The organism is Streptomyces sp. NPDC102441, assembly GCF_044765585.1.
In the GTDB taxonomy this organism is placed as follows: domain Bacteria; phylum Actinomycetota; class Actinomycetes; order Streptomycetales; family Streptomycetaceae; genus Streptomyces.
The window spans coordinates 35853-53285 of record NZ_JBIWKH010000014.1 but is presented as its reverse complement, the minus strand read 5'-3'; the positions used below and the strand labels follow the sequence as shown (position 1 = coordinate 53285).

Annotated in this window: 16 protein-coding genes; 8 read left to right on the top strand and 8 right to left on the bottom strand. The window is 68.8% G+C overall.

What is annotated here, in order from left to right; all coding sequences use genetic code 11:
- The first annotated feature begins 123 nt into the window (after window positions 1-123).
- From ACIREO_RS28280 to ACIREO_RS28245, 8 genes are all read left to right on the top strand, one after another.
- Entirely contained in the window at window positions 124-1611 is a 1488-nt protein-coding gene (locus tag ACIREO_RS28280; protein ID WP_404115204.1) for a cellulose binding domain-containing protein, read from the top strand.
- A 695-nt stretch (window positions 1612-2306) separates the two neighbouring features.
- Entirely contained in the window at window positions 2307-3629 is a 1323-nt protein-coding gene (locus ACIREO_RS28275; protein WP_404115202.1) for an ABC transporter substrate-binding protein, read from the top strand.
- A gap of 163 nt (window positions 3630-3792) precedes the next feature.
- Window positions 3793-4791, top strand: coding sequence for a carbohydrate ABC transporter permease (locus ACIREO_RS28270; RefSeq protein WP_404115201.1), 999 nt, complete (start codon window positions 3793-3795; stop codon window positions 4789-4791).
- 15 nt (window positions 4792-4806) lie between these two features.
- Window positions 4807-5730 (top strand): carbohydrate ABC transporter permease, encoded by a 924-nt coding sequence (locus tag ACIREO_RS28265; protein ID WP_404115199.1) that lies wholly within the window; start codon window positions 4807-4809, stop codon window positions 5728-5730.
- A gap of 131 nt (window positions 5731-5861) precedes the next feature.
- A complete protein-coding gene (locus ACIREO_RS28260) occupies window positions 5862-7319 on the top strand; it encodes a GH1 family beta-glucosidase (protein WP_404115197.1) in 1458 nt (485 codons plus the stop codon).
- 242 nt (window positions 7320-7561) lie between these two features.
- Window positions 7562-8608, top strand: a complete 1047-nt coding sequence (locus ACIREO_RS28255; RefSeq protein WP_404115195.1) for a LacI family DNA-binding transcriptional regulator — start codon at window positions 7562-7564, stop codon at window positions 8606-8608.
- A 164-nt stretch (window positions 8609-8772) separates the two neighbouring features.
- Window positions 8773-10503 (top strand): TerD family protein, encoded by a 1731-nt coding sequence (locus ACIREO_RS28250; RefSeq protein ID WP_404115615.1) that lies wholly within the window; start codon window positions 8773-8775, stop codon window positions 10501-10503.
- Window positions 10504-10670: 167 nt separating this feature from the next.
- Window positions 10671-12722 carry a TerD family protein gene (locus tag ACIREO_RS28245; protein ID WP_404115613.1) on the top strand — a complete coding sequence of 684 codons (2052 nt, stop codon included), beginning with the start codon at window positions 10671-10673 and terminating at the stop codon, window positions 12720-12722.
- A 135-nt stretch (window positions 12723-12857) separates the two neighbouring features.
- Here ACIREO_RS28245 and ACIREO_RS28240 read toward each other — a convergent pair whose 3' ends face one another.
- The 8 genes from ACIREO_RS28240 to ACIREO_RS28205 are packed head-to-tail and all read right to left on the bottom strand — an operon-like array spanning window position 12858 to window position 17406.
- Complete coding sequence (locus ACIREO_RS28240) at window positions 12858-13331, bottom strand: hypothetical protein (protein ID WP_404115193.1); 474 nt, start codon at window positions 13329-13331, stop codon at window positions 12858-12860.
- Window positions 13332-13378: 47 nt separating this feature from the next.
- Window positions 13379-13792 carry a gas vesicle protein K gene (locus ACIREO_RS28235; RefSeq protein WP_404115191.1) on the bottom strand — a complete coding sequence of 138 codons (414 nt, stop codon included), beginning with the start codon at window positions 13790-13792 and terminating at the stop codon, window positions 13379-13381.
- Window positions 13793-13843: 51 nt separating this feature from the next.
- On the bottom strand, window positions 13844-14104 hold the full coding sequence (locus ACIREO_RS28230) for a gas vesicle protein (protein WP_404115189.1): 261 nt from the start codon (window positions 14102-14104) through the stop codon (window positions 13844-13846).
- Window positions 14101-14919: a GvpL/GvpF family gas vesicle protein gene (locus ACIREO_RS28225; protein WP_404115187.1), complete on the bottom strand. Its 819-nt coding sequence runs from the start codon at window positions 14917-14919 to the stop codon at window positions 14101-14103. The genes ACIREO_RS28230 and ACIREO_RS28225 overlap by 4 nt, the downstream gene beginning before the upstream one ends.
- On the bottom strand, window positions 14916-15335 hold the full coding sequence (locus tag ACIREO_RS28220) for a gas vesicle protein (RefSeq protein ID WP_404115185.1): 420 nt from the start codon (window positions 15333-15335) through the stop codon (window positions 14916-14918). Before ACIREO_RS28220 ends, ACIREO_RS28225 begins: the two co-directional genes overlap by 4 nt.
- 37 nt (window positions 15336-15372) lie before the next feature.
- Window positions 15373-16539, bottom strand: a complete 1167-nt coding sequence (locus ACIREO_RS28215; protein WP_404115183.1) for an SRPBCC family protein — start codon at window positions 16537-16539, stop codon at window positions 15373-15375.
- Entirely contained in the window at window positions 16532-17122 is a 591-nt protein-coding gene (locus ACIREO_RS28210) for a hypothetical protein (protein WP_404115180.1), read from the bottom strand. Before ACIREO_RS28210 ends, ACIREO_RS28215 begins: the two co-directional genes overlap by 8 nt.
- A 26-nt stretch (window positions 17123-17148) precedes the next feature.
- Window positions 17149-17406 carry a gas vesicle protein GvpG gene (locus tag ACIREO_RS28205; RefSeq protein WP_404115178.1) on the bottom strand — a complete coding sequence of 86 codons (258 nt, stop codon included), beginning with the start codon at window positions 17404-17406 and terminating at the stop codon, window positions 17149-17151.
- Window positions 17407-17433 lie beyond the last annotated feature (27 nt).

Sequence of the window (17433 nt, the reverse complement as noted above, 5' to 3'; positions counted from 1 at the left end):
CGATGTCCTCCTTAAGTAAACCCTAAGGACATCACCCCATGTCCCATGAGTGCCTTTTGCCCGGTTCGCGGCGGCTAGCGTGCAGACGCAATCACCACCCCCCCGGCAGGACAGAGGCACGCGATGGGCACCAGCACGCACCGCCGCAGGACGAGCACCCGCACCAAGGCCGTCGGCGCCCTCGTCGCCGCCGCAGTCGTGGGCGGGACGGTCTTCGCACTGACCGGCACGGCTCAGGCAGCGGCGGTCGGCGCCGCCTACACCAGGGCCAGCGGCTGGACCGGTGGCTACACCGGGCAGTACGTCGTCTCGAACGACACCGGGACGGTCCAGTCGGGCTGGACGCTCGAATTCGACCTGCCCGCCGGCACGAAGATCGACTCGCTCTGGAACGGTGAGCACACCGTCAGCGGCGACCACGTCACCGTGAAGCCCGAGAGCTGGAACAAGGACATCGCCCCGGGCGAATCCGTGACGGTCGGCTTCGTCACGGCCTCCGCGGCGGCCTCCGCTGCGGCCGCCGCCGATCCGGAGGGCTGCCGCATCAACGGCGCCGCCTGTTCCGCGGACGGCGGCGAGGCACCGGAACCGGGCGGACGGCCGACCGGGGACACCACGCCCACCGGGAGCGCGACGGCCGAGCCCACGCAGACCCCGACGTCCGAGGCATCCGAACCGTCCGAACCGTCCGAACCGTCCGGGCCGTCCGGGACGGCCGACGGGGCCGGATTCGCCCCGTACGTCGACACGTCGCTCCACCCCGCCTACGACCTGCTGGGCACCGCGTCCAGCACGGGCGTCAAGGAGTTCAACCTGGCCTTCATCACATCCGGCGGCAGCTGCGCGCCGCTGTGGGGCGGAGTCACCGGACTCGCCGACGACCAGGTGGCCTCCCAGATCGGCGCGCTGCGGGCCGAGGGCGGCGACGTCCGGGTCTCCTTCGGCGGAGCCGCCGGCGCCGAGCTGGCGCTGCACTGCTCCTCGGCGGACGAGCTCGCCGCCGCGTACGCCGAGGTCATCGACACGTACGAGCTGACCAAGGTCGACTTCGACATCGAGGGCGGGGCGCTGCCCGACACCGCCGCCAACACCCGCCGTTCGCAGGCCATCGCCCAGCTCCAGAAGTCGCACCCCGGTCTCGACGTGTCCTTCACGCTGCCCGTGATGCCCGAGGGGCTGACCCAGCCGGGTGTGGACCTGATCGCGGACGCGAAGGCCAACGGCGTCGGGATCGACGCGGTCAACATCATGGCGATGGACTACGGGGCCTCGTACAGCGATGACATGGGCGACTACGCCACCCAGGCGGCCACCGCCACGCAGGCCCAGATCAAGGGCGTACTCGGGCTCACGGACGCGGCGGCCTGGGAGGCCGTCGCGGTCACCCCGATGATCGGCGTGAACGACGTCGCCACCGAGATCTTCACCGTCGAGGACGCCACGCAGCTGGTGAAGTTCGCGCAGGAGAAGGGCATCGGCCGGCTGTCGATGTGGTCGGGCACCCGGGACGCGCAGTGCGAGGGCGGCGAGAAGCCGACCGCGGACGCCACCTGCAGCTCGATCCTCCAGGAGCCGCTGGCCTTCACCAAGGCGTTCGGCGCCTTCGGATAGTCCGGCGCCTCTCCGGCCACCACGACCCGCGCGTCCCGGCCGCCCCCCCACATCCCCCCACACCCGGCCGGGGCGCGCGCCCCACCCTTCTCCCCTCCACGCCGCCCCGGCGCGTGGAGGGGTTCGTCGTGTCGGTCCCCGCCCCACCCGGGCCGAATGAAGAGGAACCTCCCCGCGCGGCAGTGGAGTTCGGGGAAAGAACACGGAAACACTTCATGACCCCCTGTGTGCCCCTCCGGCGGGCCGCCCCGTTCATCTTCCGGCGGGCTTCGCGGGACGGGAGGGGCCCCCGGGTCCCTTTTGGGCATGGCGCGGAAATCTGAGCCGCAGACCGGCTTTTCCCGCCCCCGGAAGGGCCTCAGGTGGCCCAACGCCGCGCTGACCTGCGGTAATTCGTACCCCCTTCAACGCCGCATGCAGGGTGCGAAGGTAAACACAAGCCCTCGGTCGGACACGTTCCCGTGACTTGCAGGACACGCTCGCGCAACGGAAGCGTCTTCAACTCTTGACACCCACCTCGCGAGGTAGCAATCTTCCGGCATCAGCGCATGGGAGCGCTCCCATCTCGAACGATGTTTTTCGCTCGTACGGGGACGGCACCGCCCATGTCCTCTCCGTACCCGTGGCACCCGCACCCACCAGCGCGTATGCCACAGATCGAACGCAAGTCCCACCCTGGAACAAGGAGTAGTGGAATGCGCATCACCCGCACCGTTGCAGGTCGAAGCCGCAGAACAGCCGTCCTGGCTACCACGGGCCTCACGGCCGCCGCCCTGCTGCTGACCGGCTGCAGCGATTCCGGCTCGGATTCCGACGCCGCAGACGCGGACGGGAACATCACCCTGACCCTCGCCGACTACGGGCAGTTCGGGTACAAGGAGGCGAAGCTCTTCGAGAAGTACCACGAGCTTCACCCGAACATCACGGTCAAGGCGAGCACGGCGGCCGAAGAGCCGGTCTACTACGCCAAGTTCCTCCAGCAGCTCAACACAGGCAGCGGCCTGGCCGACATCCAGGGCATCGAGGTCGGCCGCGCCAAGGAGCTCGTCGACACCAAGGCGGACGCCTTCGCCGACCTCTCCAAGGTGATCGACACCGACCAGTGGGTGAACTGGAAGGCGCTGCAGGCGACCACCGGGGACGGCAAGGTCATAGGCGCCGGCACCGACATCGGCCCGATGTCCATCTGCTACCGCCGTGACCTGTTCGAGCAGGCCGGACTGCCCACCGACCGCGAGGACGTCGCCGCGAAGCTCGCGGGTGGCTGGGAGGACTACCTCAAGCTCGGTGAGGAGTACAAGAAGAAGGCGCCGGAGGGCACCTTCTACATGGACTCCGCCAGCGCCATGTACAACGGTGTCGTCAGCTCCCAGTCGGAGCAGTACTACGCGAAGAACGGCGACCCGATCTACAAGACGAGCGCCAGTGTCAAGGAGGGCTGGAAGCTGGCGGGCGAGGCGGCCGACAAGAAGCTGACCCAGGGCCTGGCCCAGTTCCAGGACCCGTGGAAGGCCGCCCTGCGCAAGGGCACCATGGCAACCGTGGCCTGCCCCGCGTGGATGGCCGCCCAGATCTCCGAATACGCCGGTGACCAGTACAAGGGCAAGTGGGACATCGCCCGCACCCCGGGTGAGACCGCGGCCAACTGGGGCGGTTCCTTCCTCTCCGTGCCCGCGAAGGGCAAGCACGTCAAGGAGGCGGGTGAGCTCGTCAAGTGGCTGACCGCGCCCGAGCAGCAGGCCGCCGTGTTCAAGGCCGCCGGCCTCTTCCCGTCGAACAAGGGCGCCTACGACCTCCCCGACGTGAAGACCGCCAAGCTCGAGTACTTCAACAACGCCCCCATCGGTGAGATCTACGCCGACGAGGCCAACGCCATCCCCGCCGCCGTTCTCGGCGCGAAGGACGCCAAGATCAAGGACGAGTTCTCCAAGCAGATCAACAACATGGAGCAGCGGGGCACCAAGCCGGACGCCGCCTGGGACGCCGCCATCGAGTCCATCGACAAGGTGGTCGGCTGATCCTCACCTGTGCGGCCGGCCGGGACCACGCGTCCCGGCCGGCCCGCGCAGGTGCCGGTTCTCCCACCGGCTCCGTGCACCTCTCCGACACCTCCGCCGGACCTGACCAGAGGCCCGGCCTGCCCCTGCGGTGTCGGCACACCCCAGGGAAGGACTCCCACCTGTGGCAACCACGACCCCCACGCGGGGCGCACAAGGCTCCCGGCCCAGCCGCCGCGCCCCGAAGCCCATGACCCCCAGCCGTCAGGCATGGCGCAGCCGGCTGTGGCGCTGGGACGACAAGGCATCGCCGTACGCCTACATCGCGCCCTTCTTCCTCGTCTTCGGCGCCTTCGGGCTCTACCCGCTCATCTACACCGGCTGGATCGCCCTCCACAAGGTGGAGATGACCGGCCTCGACCAGATGGAATGGGTGGGCTGGGAGAACTTCAGCACCATCCTGCAGGACTCCGAATTCTGGACCGCGGTCACCAACACCTTCGTCATCGGCGTCATCTCGACCGTGCCTCAGCTGATGGTCGCGCTGGGCCTCGCCCACCTGCTGAACTACAAACTGCGGGCCAGCACCTTCTGGCGCACGGTGATCCTCACCCCGTACGCCACCTCGGTGGCCTCCGCGGCCCTTGTCTTCGCCCTGGTGTTCCGGGCGGACGGCGGCCTGCTGAACTGGGTCCTCGGGTTCTTCGGCGCCGGTGAGACGAACTGGGTCAACGGCCACTGGACGTCCAACATAGCCATCGCCGTCATCGTGATCTGGCGCTGGACGGGCTACAACACGCTGATCTACCTCGCCGCCATGCAGGCCGTCCCGTCCGATCTGTACGAAGCCGCCTCGCTCGACGGCGCCTCGCGCTGGCAGCAGTTCCGCAACGTGACGATCCCGGCGCTGCGGCCGACGATCCTCTTCACGATCGTCATCTCGACCATCGGCTCGATGCAGCTCTTCGGTGAGCCCCTCCTGATCGAAGGCGGCACCAACGGCGCGTCGGGCGGTACCGAGCACCAGTACGAGACGCTCAGCGTCTATCTCTACAACTACGGCTGGAACCTCGGGCACCTCGGCCAGGCCGCCGCAGTCGCCTGGGCCATGCTCGTCCTGCTGCTGCTCATTGCCGCGATCAACTGGCTCGTCGGGCGCTTCGTGCGCAAGTCCGCGGCCTGACGGGGAGCGATACACATGACCACCACAAGCCCCATCACCGCGCCGGACCACAGGCCCGTCTCCAAGGCCCCCGTCGGCGACGAACCCCCGCGCCGCCGCCGCTTCAAGCCGGGCGCCGGCCGCCAGCACCACGCCGGCCCCTTCGCCTACTTCGCCCTCGCCGTGGTCGGCATCGGCTCGCTGTTCCCGCTGTACTGGACGCTCGTGGCGGCGTCCCGTACGCAGGACGAGATCCTGGACACCAGCCCGCCGCTCATCCCGGGCGGCAACCTGTTCCACAACCTCCAGGCGGCCTGGGAACAGGCGCACCTCGGCAAGGCCATCGTCAACACGCTGGTCGTGTCCGCCAGCATCACGCTGGCGACCCTGTTCTTCTGCACCCTGGCCGGTTACGCCTTCGCCAAGATGCGCTTCAAGGGCCGCGGCGCCCTGATGACGGCAGTCATCGCCACGCTGACGATCCCGCCGCAGCTCAGCGTCGTACCGCTCTTCATGCTGATGTCCGACATCGGCTGGGGCGGTCAGCTGGAGTCGGTGATCTTCCCGACCCTGGTGAGTGCCTTCGGTGTGTTCTTCATGCGCCAGTACCTCATCGAGGCCCTGCCGTACGAGCTCATCGAGGCGGGCCGGGTGGACGGGGCGAACAACCTCCGCATCGTGTGGAGCATCGTGCTTCCGGTCGCCCGACCGGCCATGATGGTGCTCGGCATGCTCACCTTCGTCCAGGCCTGGAACGACTTCTTCTGGCCCTACCTCGCGCTGAATCAGGAGAACCCCACGATCCAGGTGGCCCTCGGCCAGCTGAGCGCGTCCTATGTGCCCGACCAGAGCATCGTCATGGCCGGTGCGCTGATCAGCACCCTTCCGCTGCTCGTCGTCTTCGTGATTTTCGGCAAGCAGATCGTCGGAGGCATCATGTCCGGTGCGGTCAAGGGCTGACCTTTTGTCCGCCGACCGCCCCTGGTCCGAACCCTGGCGGTCCGCGCGGCCTGTATCTGACCACAGGCCGTGCGGGCCCCGGGACCCGCGCCGAACCGTCCTCGTCCCTCCACCCATGGGAGCGCTCCCGCATGACAGCCGTACGACCCGACACCACACCGAAGCAGGCGCCTGAGGCACAGTTCCCCACGGGCTTCATCTGGGGTGCGGCGACCGCCTCGTACCAGATCGAGGGCGCCGCAGCCGAGGGCGGCCGCACGCCGTCCATCTGGGACACCTTCAGCCGCACACCCGGCAAGGTCCGCAACGGCGACACCGGTGACATCGCCGCCGACCACTACCACCGCTACCGCGACGACGTCGCGCTCATGAAGCAGCTCGGGCTGAAGGCGTACCGCTTCTCCGTCTCCTGGTCCCGGGTCCAGCCCACCGGCCGCGGCCCGGCCGTCGAGCGGGGCCTGGACTTCTACCGCAAGCTCGTCGACGAGCTGCTGGACGCCGGCATCATGCCCGTCGCCACGCTCTACCACTGGGACCTGCCCCAGGAGCTCGAGGACGCCGGCGGCTGGCCCGAGCGCGTGACCGCCGACCGTTTCGCCGACTACGCCGCCATCGTCTCGGGCGCCCTCGGCGACCGCGTCGGCATGTGGACCACTCTCAACGAGCCCTGGTGCTCGGCCTATCTCGGTTACGGCTCCGGTGTGCACGCCCCCGGCCGTACCGAGCCCGCAGCGGCGCTGCAGGCGGCCCATCACCTCAACCTCGCCCATGGCCGGGCGATCGAGGTTCTGCGCGCCCAACTCCCCGCTTCTGCGCAGACCTCGGTCACCCTCAATCTCCACCAGGTCCGCCCGCTGACCGACAGCGCGGCCGACGTCGACGCCGCCCGCCGCATCGACGCGGTCGGCAACCGCGTCTTCACCGGTCCGATGCTGCGGGGGGAGTACCCCGAGGACCTGATCGCCGACACCTCGCACCTGGTGGACTGGTCGAAGCTGGTCAAGGACGGCGACCTCGCCACCATCTCCCGCCCGGTCGACGCCCTCGGCATCAACTACTACACCCCGACGCTGGTCTCCAACCCGGCGGAAGGGGCCGACTACGCGCGCAGCGAGGCCCACGGCTCCAGCGAGCACTCCCCGTGGCCCGGTTCCGAGCACGTCGCCTTCCACCTCCCCGAGGGGAAGCGGCGCACCGCGATGGACTGGTCGATCGACCCCGACGGGCTCTACAACCTGCTCATGGACGTCACTCGTGACCACCCCGGCCTCCCGCTGATGGTCACCGAGAACGGCGCCGCGTTCGACGACTATGTCTCGCCCGAGGGCAAGGTCGAGGACCCGGAGCGGGTCGAGTACCTGCACGGTCACCTCGACGCCGTACAGCGGGCCGTCGCCGACGGCGCCGACGTCCGCGGCTACTTCCTGTGGTCGCTGATGGACAACTTCGAGTGGGCGTACGGCTATTCGAAGCGCTTCGGTGCGGTGTACGTCGACTACGCCTCCCAGCGCCGCATCCCCAAGACGAGCGCCCACTGGTACTCCGACGTGATCCGTCGCCACGCACTGCCCCCGGGCGGGACCGTCTGACCCGACCGGCACGGAAGAAGCGGGACCCGGCACACCGCCAGGTCCCGCTTTTCCGTGCCCGCCGCCCTCCATTCACAGGCCCGCCTTACCTGTTCGTCATCCGGACCCCGTAGTCTTGGGAGCGCTCCCAAGAGTTGTGGCGCTGGCAAGGACCCTGGTCCGGACAAGTGTCGAGGGATCGGGCGGTGGGACTTGGTTTGGCTCATCCGCTGTGAGAAATTGACCGCGAACGGGAGGCAGCCATGGCGGCAGCGCGAGTACGGAGTGGCGGGCGGCCGACGCTCGAAGAGGTAGCGGCCCGTGCCGGAGTCGGGCGGGGCACGGCCTCGCGCGTCATCAACGGCTCGCCGCGGGTCAGCGCACAGACCAGGGAGGCCGTCGAGGCTGCGGTCGCCGAACTGGGTTACGTACCCAACCGCGCGGCCCGCGCGCTCGCAGGCAACCGCACGGACGCCATCGCTCTCGTCGTGCCCGAGTCCGAGACCCGCTTCTTCGCCGAGCCGTACTTCTCCGACATCGTGCGGGGTGTCGGGGCGGCACTCGCCGACACGGAGATGCAGCTGCTGCTGACCCTCGCGGGCAACGACCGCGAGCGCCGCCGGCTGGCCCAGTACCTGACCGCGCACCGGGTGGACGGGGTGCTCCTGGTCTCCGTGCACGCCGACGATCCACTGCCGGACCTCCTCGAACAGCTCGGCATGCCCTCCGTGATCAGCGGTCGCAGGCACGCGGCGGAGACGCTGCCCTCCGTCGACTCCGACAACTTCGAGGGCGCCCGCGCGGCCGTCGACCACTTCATATCGCGAGGCCGCCGTTCCATCGCCACGATCACCGGCCGCCTGGACGTCTACGGCGCCCAGCGCCGCCTCGACGGATACCGCAAGGCCGTCGCCTCGGCCGGCCTCGACCCCGACGAACGGCTCATCGCGCCCGCCGACTTCAGCGAGGAGGGCGGCGCCCGCGCGATGCGGGAGCTGCTGGACCGTCGCCCCGACGTGGACGCGGTGTTCGCCGCCTCCGACGTCATGGCCGCCGGCGCCCGCCACGTCCTGCGCGAGTCCGGCCGCCGCATCCCGGACGACGTGGCCCTGATCGGCTTCGACGACTCCGCCGTGGCCCGCCACATGGACCCGCCCCTGACGAGCGTGCGTCAGCCGATCGAGGAGATGGGCCGCACGATGACCCGCGTCCTGCTCCAGGAGATCGCGAACCGCTCGTCGGGTGACGGCACGAAGGAGCGCCCGAGGATCGTGCTGCCGACGGAGCTGGTGGTTCGCGAGTCGTCCTGAGGCGAGCTGTTCGACCGTGAACAGCAAGGCTTTCACGACTTCTCCACAATTGGAGCACCCGGCCGTTAGGATTCCCCGAGTGCGGCGAGCATGTGACGCGCCACACACATCCTGCCGGGCGTGCGCCCTGGTCGGGCAGCGCTTCGGGGGGCCGCGTGCAAAAGATGATCAAGGGTGCCAACGTCGGTCTGGCCGCACTGGGCGAGGATGTCGCCTCCGTGGTGATGAGCCTTGGCTGGAGCAGCGCGACCGGGGAGGGGGACGCGGACGTCTCCGTGCTCCTGCTCGACGGCAATGGCAAGGTGCGGAGCGACGGCGACTTCTGTTCCTACGACAACCCGGGCGCCGGCAACGGCAGTGTGCGGCTGCTCGGGAAGACTTCCACGGCTGACGGCTACGAGGACCGGATCAGTTTCGACCTGGACGCCGTACCGGCGGAGGTCGAGCAGATCGTGGTGGCGGCGAGCCGCTACGGCGGATCCCGCTTCGGGGACCTGAACGACCTCCGTCTGACCCTTGCCGACAGCTCCGGCGGCGGTCTGGTCCAGTTCTCCGTCGAGGACGCGGGTGCCGTGAGCGCCTTCGTCTTCGGCGCGCTCTACCGGCGCGGCGGCGAGTGGAAGTTCCGGGCCGTCGGCCAGGGGTACGAGTCCGGACTGGCCGGACTGGCGGCGGACTTCGGCGTCGACGCCCTGGAGAAGGACGGCGGTACGGGCTCCGGCCCGCAGGCCGTGTCCCCGGCGGCGACAGTCCCTCCACCCCGGGCAGCGGAAGACCTCGCCATGACCGAAGCTGCGACTGACGCAGGCGGCGACGACGATGCCGACCGGGAGCGCGTCGAGCATGAGCGGTCCGAGCTACGGGACTTCGTCAAGGGGCTGAGCCCGGACGACATCAAGTCGGGCGGCTGGTTCACCAAGCTCAGCGCTCAGGCCCTGAGTTCCTACACCGACAAGGTCGACTGGCAGTACTTCCAGGAGCGGTACGAGGGCGTACCCGCCGATGCCGTCGTCGACCAGCGGATCAAGATGGCTGCTCGGTACGCCGCGCTCGAAGGCGGGCTCTCCGCCGGGGCCTACACGGCGGCCGTCGCCGCCACCCTCGGGACCCTCGGTGGCGCCTCGGCGGCGACTGTCCCGGCCGCCGTTGCGACCATGATGGTCGATGTCGCGTTCATCACCCGGCTCCAGCTCCGTCTGGCCTACGACATCGCGGTCCTCTACCGGGTCCCGCTCGACCTGTCCGACCCCGATGACATGTGGAAGCTGATTCGAGTGGCCTTCACGATCAAGGGCGGGGAAGCGGTCCGGGGAGGCGTGGTCAAGGCGGTCCCGGCCCTGGTGCGGCCGGTGGTCAAGCGCTTCTACTCCAAAGGGGTACTGGCCGCCGCGAAGGGGCTCCCCGTCGTCGGGAAGTACCTTCTGCAGCGCAACGTCATCAAGATCGGTATCCCGGTGGTCGGCGTTCCCCTTGCGGTGGTGCTGAACCGCTATACGACGCTTCTCGCGGGGCGGCACGCGCAAGCCGTCTTCCGGAACGAGGCGCGGGTGATCGAACTCGCCGACGATCTGAGCAAGCGGAGTCAGCACCCGCAGTTGATGCTGTGGGTCGCGTGGCTCGTCATCATGGCGGACGAGAAGATCGCGGATGACGAGGCGCTGCTGGTTCGGCACCTGGTGAGGCTGGTCCGGGATCAGCATCAGGTGGTCGACGAACAGCTCGCTCACCTTGTCGACATCGACCCCGACGAGGTGTGGCGACGCCTGGACGCCGAGCCAGGGGATCTGAGCGACATCGTCGACGTGGCCAACCGGGTGGCCACTGTGGACGGTGCCGTCAACGCGCTCGAGAGTGCCGTCATCTCCGAGCTTCGAGATCGCTGCCGCCGAGCCTGACACCGTCATCCGTACACATGATGGGCAAAGTTTTCACAAGTCCTCCATGAAATGTCTGTCGGCCGATAAAGTTCCCGGGGTCCGGCGAACGTGTGACGCACCACACAACGTCACGCAATAACCTGCCGCGCGTGCGTTCTGGCCCGGCAGCGCATCTGGGGGCCCGCATGCAGAAGATGGTCAAAGGCGCGAACGTCGGGCTGGCCGCGCTGAGCGAAGACGTCGGCTCCGTGATGATGAGCCTGGGGTGGAGCAGCCCGACGGGCGAGGGCGACGCGGATGTTTCCGTCCTGCTGCTCGACGGCAACGGCAAGGTGGGCAGCGATGCCGACTTCTGTTTCTACAACAACCCGATCGCCGGCAACGGCAGTATCCAGCTGCTCGGGAAGACTCCCACCGCTGACGGCAACGAGGACCGCATCAGTTTCGATCTCGACGCGGTACCGCCCGAGGTCGAGCAGATCGTGGTGGCGGCGAGCCGTTACGGCGGATCCCGATTCGGGGACCTGAACGACCTCCACCTGACGCTCGCGGACAGCTCCGGTGACAGTCTGGTCCAGTTCTCCATCGAGGATGCGGGCGCCGTGAGCGCCTTCATCTTCGGAGAGCTCTACCGGCGCGGCGGCGAGTGGAAGTTCCGTGCTGTCGGGCAGGGCTACGAATCCGGACTGGGCGGGCTGGCGACGGATTTCGGCGTCGACATCGACGACGACGCCGAGGAGGAAGCCTCTGGGGAAGAGCCTGGGCAGCAGGACCACCAGGATCGGTCTCAGGAGGCGGTCGTCCCCGCGCAGCGGGCCCCCGAACCCGCCCCTGTGGAGGGCGGTGGTGAGACGGCTCCTCCCGAGCCGAAGAGGCGCTCCAGGCCACGTACGGCCAGGAAGAAGGTCACGCTTCCGAAAATCGCGAAGAAGTCGCTCGCCGAGAACGACGCATGGCGCACGGCCCGGCTGTTCCCCCTCTCGGCACTCAAGAACGATCGCGAACGTGAGACGCGCGCCACCTCGGTCCTGTTGTCGGTGATGACCCAGGTGCCCGAGTTCGGTCGTCGTCTCACGGCCGGTTTCGGTGCGCCTGCCGGACGGATGGAGACATTCACCGAGGTCTCGCTGCCCCACGGCGACTCACCTCGTCGTCCGGACGGAGTCATCCGTGTCGAGCGGGCGGGCAAACTGTGGACCGCCCTGGTCGAGACGAAGACGAACGGCAATCCCCTCAAGCCGGACCAGGTGCAGGCGTACATGGACATCGCCGCTCGACGGGGCTACGAGGCCGTCATCACCCTGTCCAACGACGTGGCGCTCGAGGGCAGCCCTCTCGTCGATGTCAGGATCGACGGCAGGCGCAAGCACAAGGTCGCGCTCTGGCACCTTTCGTGGGCCGAAGTCGCCCACCAGGCGCAGATGTTGATCCGCCACGAGGGAGTGGGCAACGTCACGCACGCGTGGCTGCTCCAGGAACTGCTGCACTACCTTCAGCACGAGCACTCGGGCTGCCACGGGTTCCAGAACATGGGCGCGGCCTGGGTGCCTGTCCGCAGGGGCATCGATGACGAGACGCTCTGCCAGGGCGACCCGCGGGCCACTGAAGTCATCGAAAGCTGGGAGAGGCTGATCCGGCAGGTGTGTCTGCGGCTCGGAGGGGAGCTCGGACAGAAGGTACTCCCTGTCCAGCGCACCAAGCGGGGGGCCGACCCCCGCACCCGCCGCGTCGATCTCGCCGACAAGCTCTGTTCCCAGGGGCGGCTGGACGCCGAGCTCCGCATCGAGGGGACTCCGGGGATTCTGGCCCTCGCCGCGGATCTGCGCACGGGAAAACTGCGTACATCGATCGAGGTGGCCGCTTCCGAACAGGGCTATCCGCTCAGCAGGGCGAAGAGGCTGATCCGGCAGCTTGCCTCCGCACCCGCAGACCTGCATATCGAGACGCTCGTCGAAGCCGACGGCGCGGGCCCACGCGGAACACTGGAACGGCTGCGCCCCGAACCTGCGGACCTTCTGCCGAAGGACGGCGGGGAGATCGTGGGCTTCCGTCTCTCCCTGTTCAAGGGGATGGGCAACGGGCGCGGCAGCGCGGAGTCCGGATTCATCCGCAGCGTCGACGAGGCGGTGGACCGCTTCCACGCCCTGGTGATCGCTCAGCTGGAAGTGCGTGGCGCCCGCCGTGCCGGGAGCGGGGCGCAGTCAGCCCCTGACCTGAACTCCCCGGCCGGGGGCTGACCGTCCAAGGCAGCCGGTAACGGGACCTGATCCGCGACATCCTGGAACACCACCGCGTGCTGTGCCCGAAAGAGGGCCGACAGTGGTCTGTCGGCCCTCTGTGGGAGCGGGGTTGCGGTGTGTGCCGCGGGCGGGTCAGATCCGGCCGCCGGTGAGGCGGGTGATCGGCCCGGCATGGGTCCTGGCCGTCTGGCGTCCGAGGACGAACGCGCCACCCACGATGGATCCGAGACCTGCGGCGGCTCCCGCGGCAATGGCCTTGCGGTGCTTGACGACGGTCCACGCGGTGGTCGCGGTCGAGGTCACCTTGCCTGCCGTGTCCAGGACAGTCTGCCTGCCCGTGTCCCAGCCGGCGGCAGCGGCCCGCTTCGTCGCCAGGCCGGCCGACCGTACGCCGGTCTCCGCCGACTCGGCGGACTCCTGGGCCGAGGACTTGGCGTCCTGCGCGGATGACTTGGCCTTCGAGGCTGCGACCGCCGAGCCGGACTTGGCATGGTTGCCGGCCGCCACGGTGGTCCGTCGCCCCTTGGCGCCGGCCGTGTTGGCACCCGTACCGGACTTCGCCGTAGAACCGTTCACATGGTTGGATTCTTCGCTCTCTGCAGTCATGGTCTTCGTGTTACCTCTCGATGCGGCTCGAAACGGATTGGCGGAACTCAGCCGGAATCCCTTGGTAGCAGCGAACCCAGCGGCCCCAGGTCCAGATTGAGGTCCTCCATGGTGAGGTCGTATCGCTCGCAGAGCTCCGACATCCGGTCCTGAAGGATCATCAGCGTCATGCCGATGCGTTCTTCCTGTTCCTCACGCAGGTCGCCCACGTCGACCCGGTGCAGAGCGGTGCGCTCCATGAGCTGGCGCAGCAGTTCGACGATCGTCAGCACCAGTTTGATGAGATCGCGTTCCACCGTCTCCGGGTCGGTCTCCAGGCGCTGGGCCAGTCCGCTGCGGGTCGTTGCCTGTTCGTCGGGCCCCGCGGGCACGAGGTCGAAAGCGTGGGCCGCGGCCTGGGCGACCTCCTGGAGGCTCGTCGCCTGTGTACGCGGTTCCGCCTTCTCGGGTTCCTCAGGCATGGAGTGCTCCTCGTTCATCGCCGTTGCCGTGCCGGGGCGTCCGTACGGTTCTCACCACGGCGCCGGTTCCTCCGACGTGATCGACCGGATCACGGCTCTCAGGTTGATGTGCACCAGGTCGACGTCGGCGACGGAGAGGACCAGGTCTCCCGTGAGCACCGCTCCTCCGTTCAGCAAGCGGTCCAGCAGGTCGATGAGCGCCACCTGGCGCCCGGCCAGGGATTCGACGGAGTCGTCGGGCGGCGCCGAATGCCCGGCACGGGGCTCGGCGAAGCCGGCGCCGGGCATGGCGACTCCCAGTTCTTCGTTCATCGCGGACCATCGCCGTCCGCCGCGGGCGGCGTCGCGAAGGAGTACGGCGCCCACGGACCGGTGATCTCGACGCGCACGCCCGGTACGCCGTCGGCGAGCCCCGCGAGAGCCGCGCGAAACGCCTCGGCCTGCGCGTCCTGGACCAGGTAGGCGTCGTTGACGATGTTCTCGCCCGCGGCCTGGGCGAGATCCCCCTGCTGCGGACGGTGCGTGACATGCGCCCTGGCGGTGCCGGCCACCCGGACGGGCACCTCGGCGGCCACCGAACCCGCTGCCCGGTAGGTCTCGCGGTGGTTCTGCTGCTGGGACCGGCGCCTCTGCAGGTAGGCCCGCCCCGGTCCGGCCGCCGTGTCCGTTGCCGGTGCGCTCACCGTGACCGCCTCGCGCGGGTCGGCGTAGATCTTGACGCCGATCTCGACATGGCCTTCGAGGCGGGCGAGCAGCGCGGAGAACTCCGGCTCACGGGCACCGAGCATGTCCCGGACCCGCCCGTCGTCGAGGTAGACCGTCACCAGGCGCATGGGCAGGACGGTCGCGTGCTCGTAGGCCGCCTCGACCACCGAGTGGTGGGTACGGGCCAGCACTTCGAGCCGGTCGAGATCCTCCATCTGCGCCTTCACACCCTCGGTTCCGTACGAGGCGGAGGGGACCGACGAGACCAGGGCCACGAGGTCCCCGGCGCGGACCGTGCGCAGAGGGGCTCCCTCCAGGCCCGGCCGCCCCGTGAGCGCCGCTTCGAGAGGGGCTTCGGCGCGGCTGACGGCGTAGACGTAGGACATGGCCGGGCCCGTCGCCGGGGTCGCTTCCGCAGTCACTTCGACTCCTCACCTTCCGCGTGTGCGGACTGCGCGGCCGGCAGCCCCACAGCGGCCCTCAACTCGGCTATCTCGGCCCGCAGCCGTGCGTTCTCCGCCTCCACCGCCGCCTCGTCCCTCGAAGCGCCGACCGCCTGTGGCCCCTGTGCCGGGCGGGCCCGGGAGGAGAGCGAGGGATCGTGCTCCCACCAGTCGATGCCCATCTCCTTGGCCTTGTCCACGGAGGCGACCAGCAGGCGCAGCTTGATCGTCAGGAGTTCGATGTCGAGCAGATTGATCTGGATGTCACCGGCGATGACGACGCCCTTGTCCAGGACTCGTTCGAGGATGTCGGCCAGATTCGCGGAGGACTGCTGCTGGCCGTACGGGGACGCTGCCGAAGAGGCCCCCATACGGCCGGCCAGTGAATCGGACACGTCGGATCAGTCCCATCCGTGCTGTAGGCGGAGCATGTCAGCTACGTGCGGAGGCGGTACGGCGCCGGGTGCGCGGGGCAGGCTCCTCCGCTTCTTCCTCGTCCTCAAGAGGCTCCTCCTCCTCGTCCTCGTCCTCGGAGGCGTCTTCGGGGGCGTCCTCGGCGGGAGCTTCGTCCTCCTCCTCGTCCTCGTACGCCTCGTCCTCCGGGGGGTTTTCGCCGTCCTCGCCGTCCTCGTCGTCGTACTCTGCGGCGGGCTCCTCGTCCTCGCCGGCGGCTTCGTCCGTGTGCTCGGACTCCGCCTCGTCGTCGCCGGACCCGGGCTCCTCCGCCTCGGAACCGTTCTCCTCCTCGGCGCGGGCCTCTTCCTCCTCGACGGCCTCGTCGTGCCCCACGACGACCTCTCCGTCGCGGATCTCACCGCGCCAGCCGTCGGTCGCCTCGCCGCGCATCATGATGAACTTGCGATAGAGCTTCAGGTCGAGGCGGGCCCTGCGGCCCTGGGCGCGCCAGATGTTCCCGGTCTTCTCGAACAGCCCCTTGGGGAAGTACTCGAGAACGAGCAGGACCCGTGTCAGGTCGTCGGTGAGGGCGTGGAACGTCACCACTCCCTTGACCGTCCCCTTGGCACCCTCGGTGGTCCAGGTGATCCGCTCGTCCGGAACCTGCTCGGTGACGTTCGCCTTCCAGCTGCGCGTGGACTTGGCGACCTTCACCTTCCAGTTGCTGCTCGTGTCGTCGGACTTCTCGACACTCACGACGCCCTTGGCGAACGTGCTGAACTCCTGGAACTGCGTCCACTGGTCGTAGGCCTCGCGCACCGGCACACCGACGTCGATGTCCTCGGTGATCGTGACGCTCTTGGACTTGCCTCCGCCGCCCTTGCGCCCCTTGCCGAACAGTCCCTTGACCTTGTCCTTGACGGCGTCCTTCACATGGGAGGCCCCGGCGCTGAAGGCGGCCTGTGCGGGTGACTTGCCCTCGCTGAGCGCCTTGCCGCCCTTGGCGAGGCTCTTCACCGCGCCGCCGGGGGCGTCCTTGCCGTCCGCGAGTTTGCCCACCCCCTCGCCCAGCTTGTGGCCGAGGCTGGTGACCGCGTGCTGTGCCCGTGCGCTGACGTAGTTCTGCAGTTCTTCCTTGAGACGGTCGGTGGCGGGATTCTTCGCCACGTCGTCCTTGAGCTTGCTGAAAGCGGAGTCAGCCATTGCTGCCACCCCGCTTTCCGCGGGCCCCGGAGGCGGCCTTGCGAGTGGCCGGAGCGGCCTTCTTCCGGGCGCCGCCCGATGCGGTACGACGGGCTCCGGAGGTGGCACCTCCCGCAGACTTGGCCGTCTTCTTGGCCGCTGCCGTGCGGCGCGGGGCCGGCTTCTCCTCCTCCGTGCCCTCGCTGCCCGTGTCCTCGTCGTCCTGCGCGTCCCGGGCGTCGGGGGAGTCGTCCTCCTCGGGCTCCTCGTCGCCCTCGTCCTCCTCGTCCCGCGCCTGTGCGCCGGACGGATCCTCGAGTTCGAGGGTGCGCTTGTGCAGGGAGTCGGCGAGGCCGGTCGCCCGCTGAGTGAGGGCGTTGGTGGCAGCTGTCTTCGTGGCGCCCACCAGCTCCGTGCGGACCTGGTCGCTGACGCTGCCCAGGAGCGGTGAGTCGGCCAGCATCTTGCCGATCTGCTTCGGGTCCAGGCTCAGCTTCTTTCCTGCCAGGAACATTCCGAAGCCGATCGCCAGCTTGGCTTTCTTCGTGCGTCCCAGTAGGTATCCGCCCACAAGGGCCACACCTATCTTGACGTTGCCGGTCATCTGTTGAGCACCTCAATCTCCCACGATCAGGAATTTTCGTTCAGACGTCGCTGGTAGGCGTCGCACTCGGCGAGCCGGTCAAGCAATTCGTCCTCGCGTCGGTCGAATTCTTCCTCGTCGATATTCCCGCTCAGCAACTCACGTTCCAGCTCGGCCAACTCCGTGCGTACGGCTCCCGGGTCGTAGTGCTCGCGTTCGGCGGCCAGCACCACTTGATCGAGAACCCATGCCGTACCGCGCACCGGGGCCAGCGGAAGGGTGAGCAGTTGTGTAATGAGGCCCATGAAAGGTGCCTCCCCTCTGCGAGTCTG

Coding starts and splice junctions, on each gene's coding strand:
- ACIREO_RS28230 (WP_404115189.1), bottom strand. CDS start 14,104: ATGAACGAAGAACTGGGAGTCGCCATGCCCGGCGCCGGCTTCGCCGAG.
- ACIREO_RS28280 (WP_404115204.1), top strand. CDS start 124: ATGGGCACCAGCACGCACCGCCGCAGGACGAGCACCCGCACCAAGGCC.
- ACIREO_RS28260 (WP_404115197.1), top strand. CDS start 5,862: ATGACAGCCGTACGACCCGACACCACACCGAAGCAGGCGCCTGAGGCA.
- ACIREO_RS28255 (WP_404115195.1), top strand. CDS start 7,562: ATGGCGGCAGCGCGAGTACGGAGTGGCGGGCGGCCGACGCTCGAAGAG.
- ACIREO_RS28240 (WP_404115193.1), bottom strand. CDS start 13,331: ATGACTGCAGAGAGCGAAGAATCCAACCATGTGAACGGTTCTACGGCG.
- ACIREO_RS28205 (WP_404115178.1), bottom strand. CDS start 17,406: ATGGGCCTCATTACACAACTGCTCACCCTTCCGCTGGCCCCGGTGCGC.
- ACIREO_RS28265 (WP_404115199.1), top strand. CDS start 4,807: ATGACCACCACAAGCCCCATCACCGCGCCGGACCACAGGCCCGTCTCC.
- ACIREO_RS28275 (WP_404115202.1), top strand. CDS start 2,307: ATGCGCATCACCCGCACCGTTGCAGGTCGAAGCCGCAGAACAGCCGTC.
- ACIREO_RS28210 (WP_404115180.1), bottom strand. CDS start 17,122: ATGACCGGCAACGTCAAGATAGGTGTGGCCCTTGTGGGCGGATACCTA.
- ACIREO_RS28215 (WP_404115183.1), bottom strand. CDS start 16,539: ATGGCTGACTCCGCTTTCAGCAAGCTCAAGGACGACGTGGCGAAGAAT.
- ACIREO_RS28235 (WP_404115191.1), bottom strand. CDS start 13,792: ATGCCTGAGGAACCCGAGAAGGCGGAACCGCGTACACAGGCGACGAGC.
- ACIREO_RS28245 (WP_404115613.1), top strand. CDS start 10,671: ATGCAGAAGATGGTCAAAGGCGCGAACGTCGGGCTGGCCGCGCTGAGC.
- ACIREO_RS28250 (WP_404115615.1), top strand. CDS start 8,773: ATGATCAAGGGTGCCAACGTCGGTCTGGCCGCACTGGGCGAGGATGTC.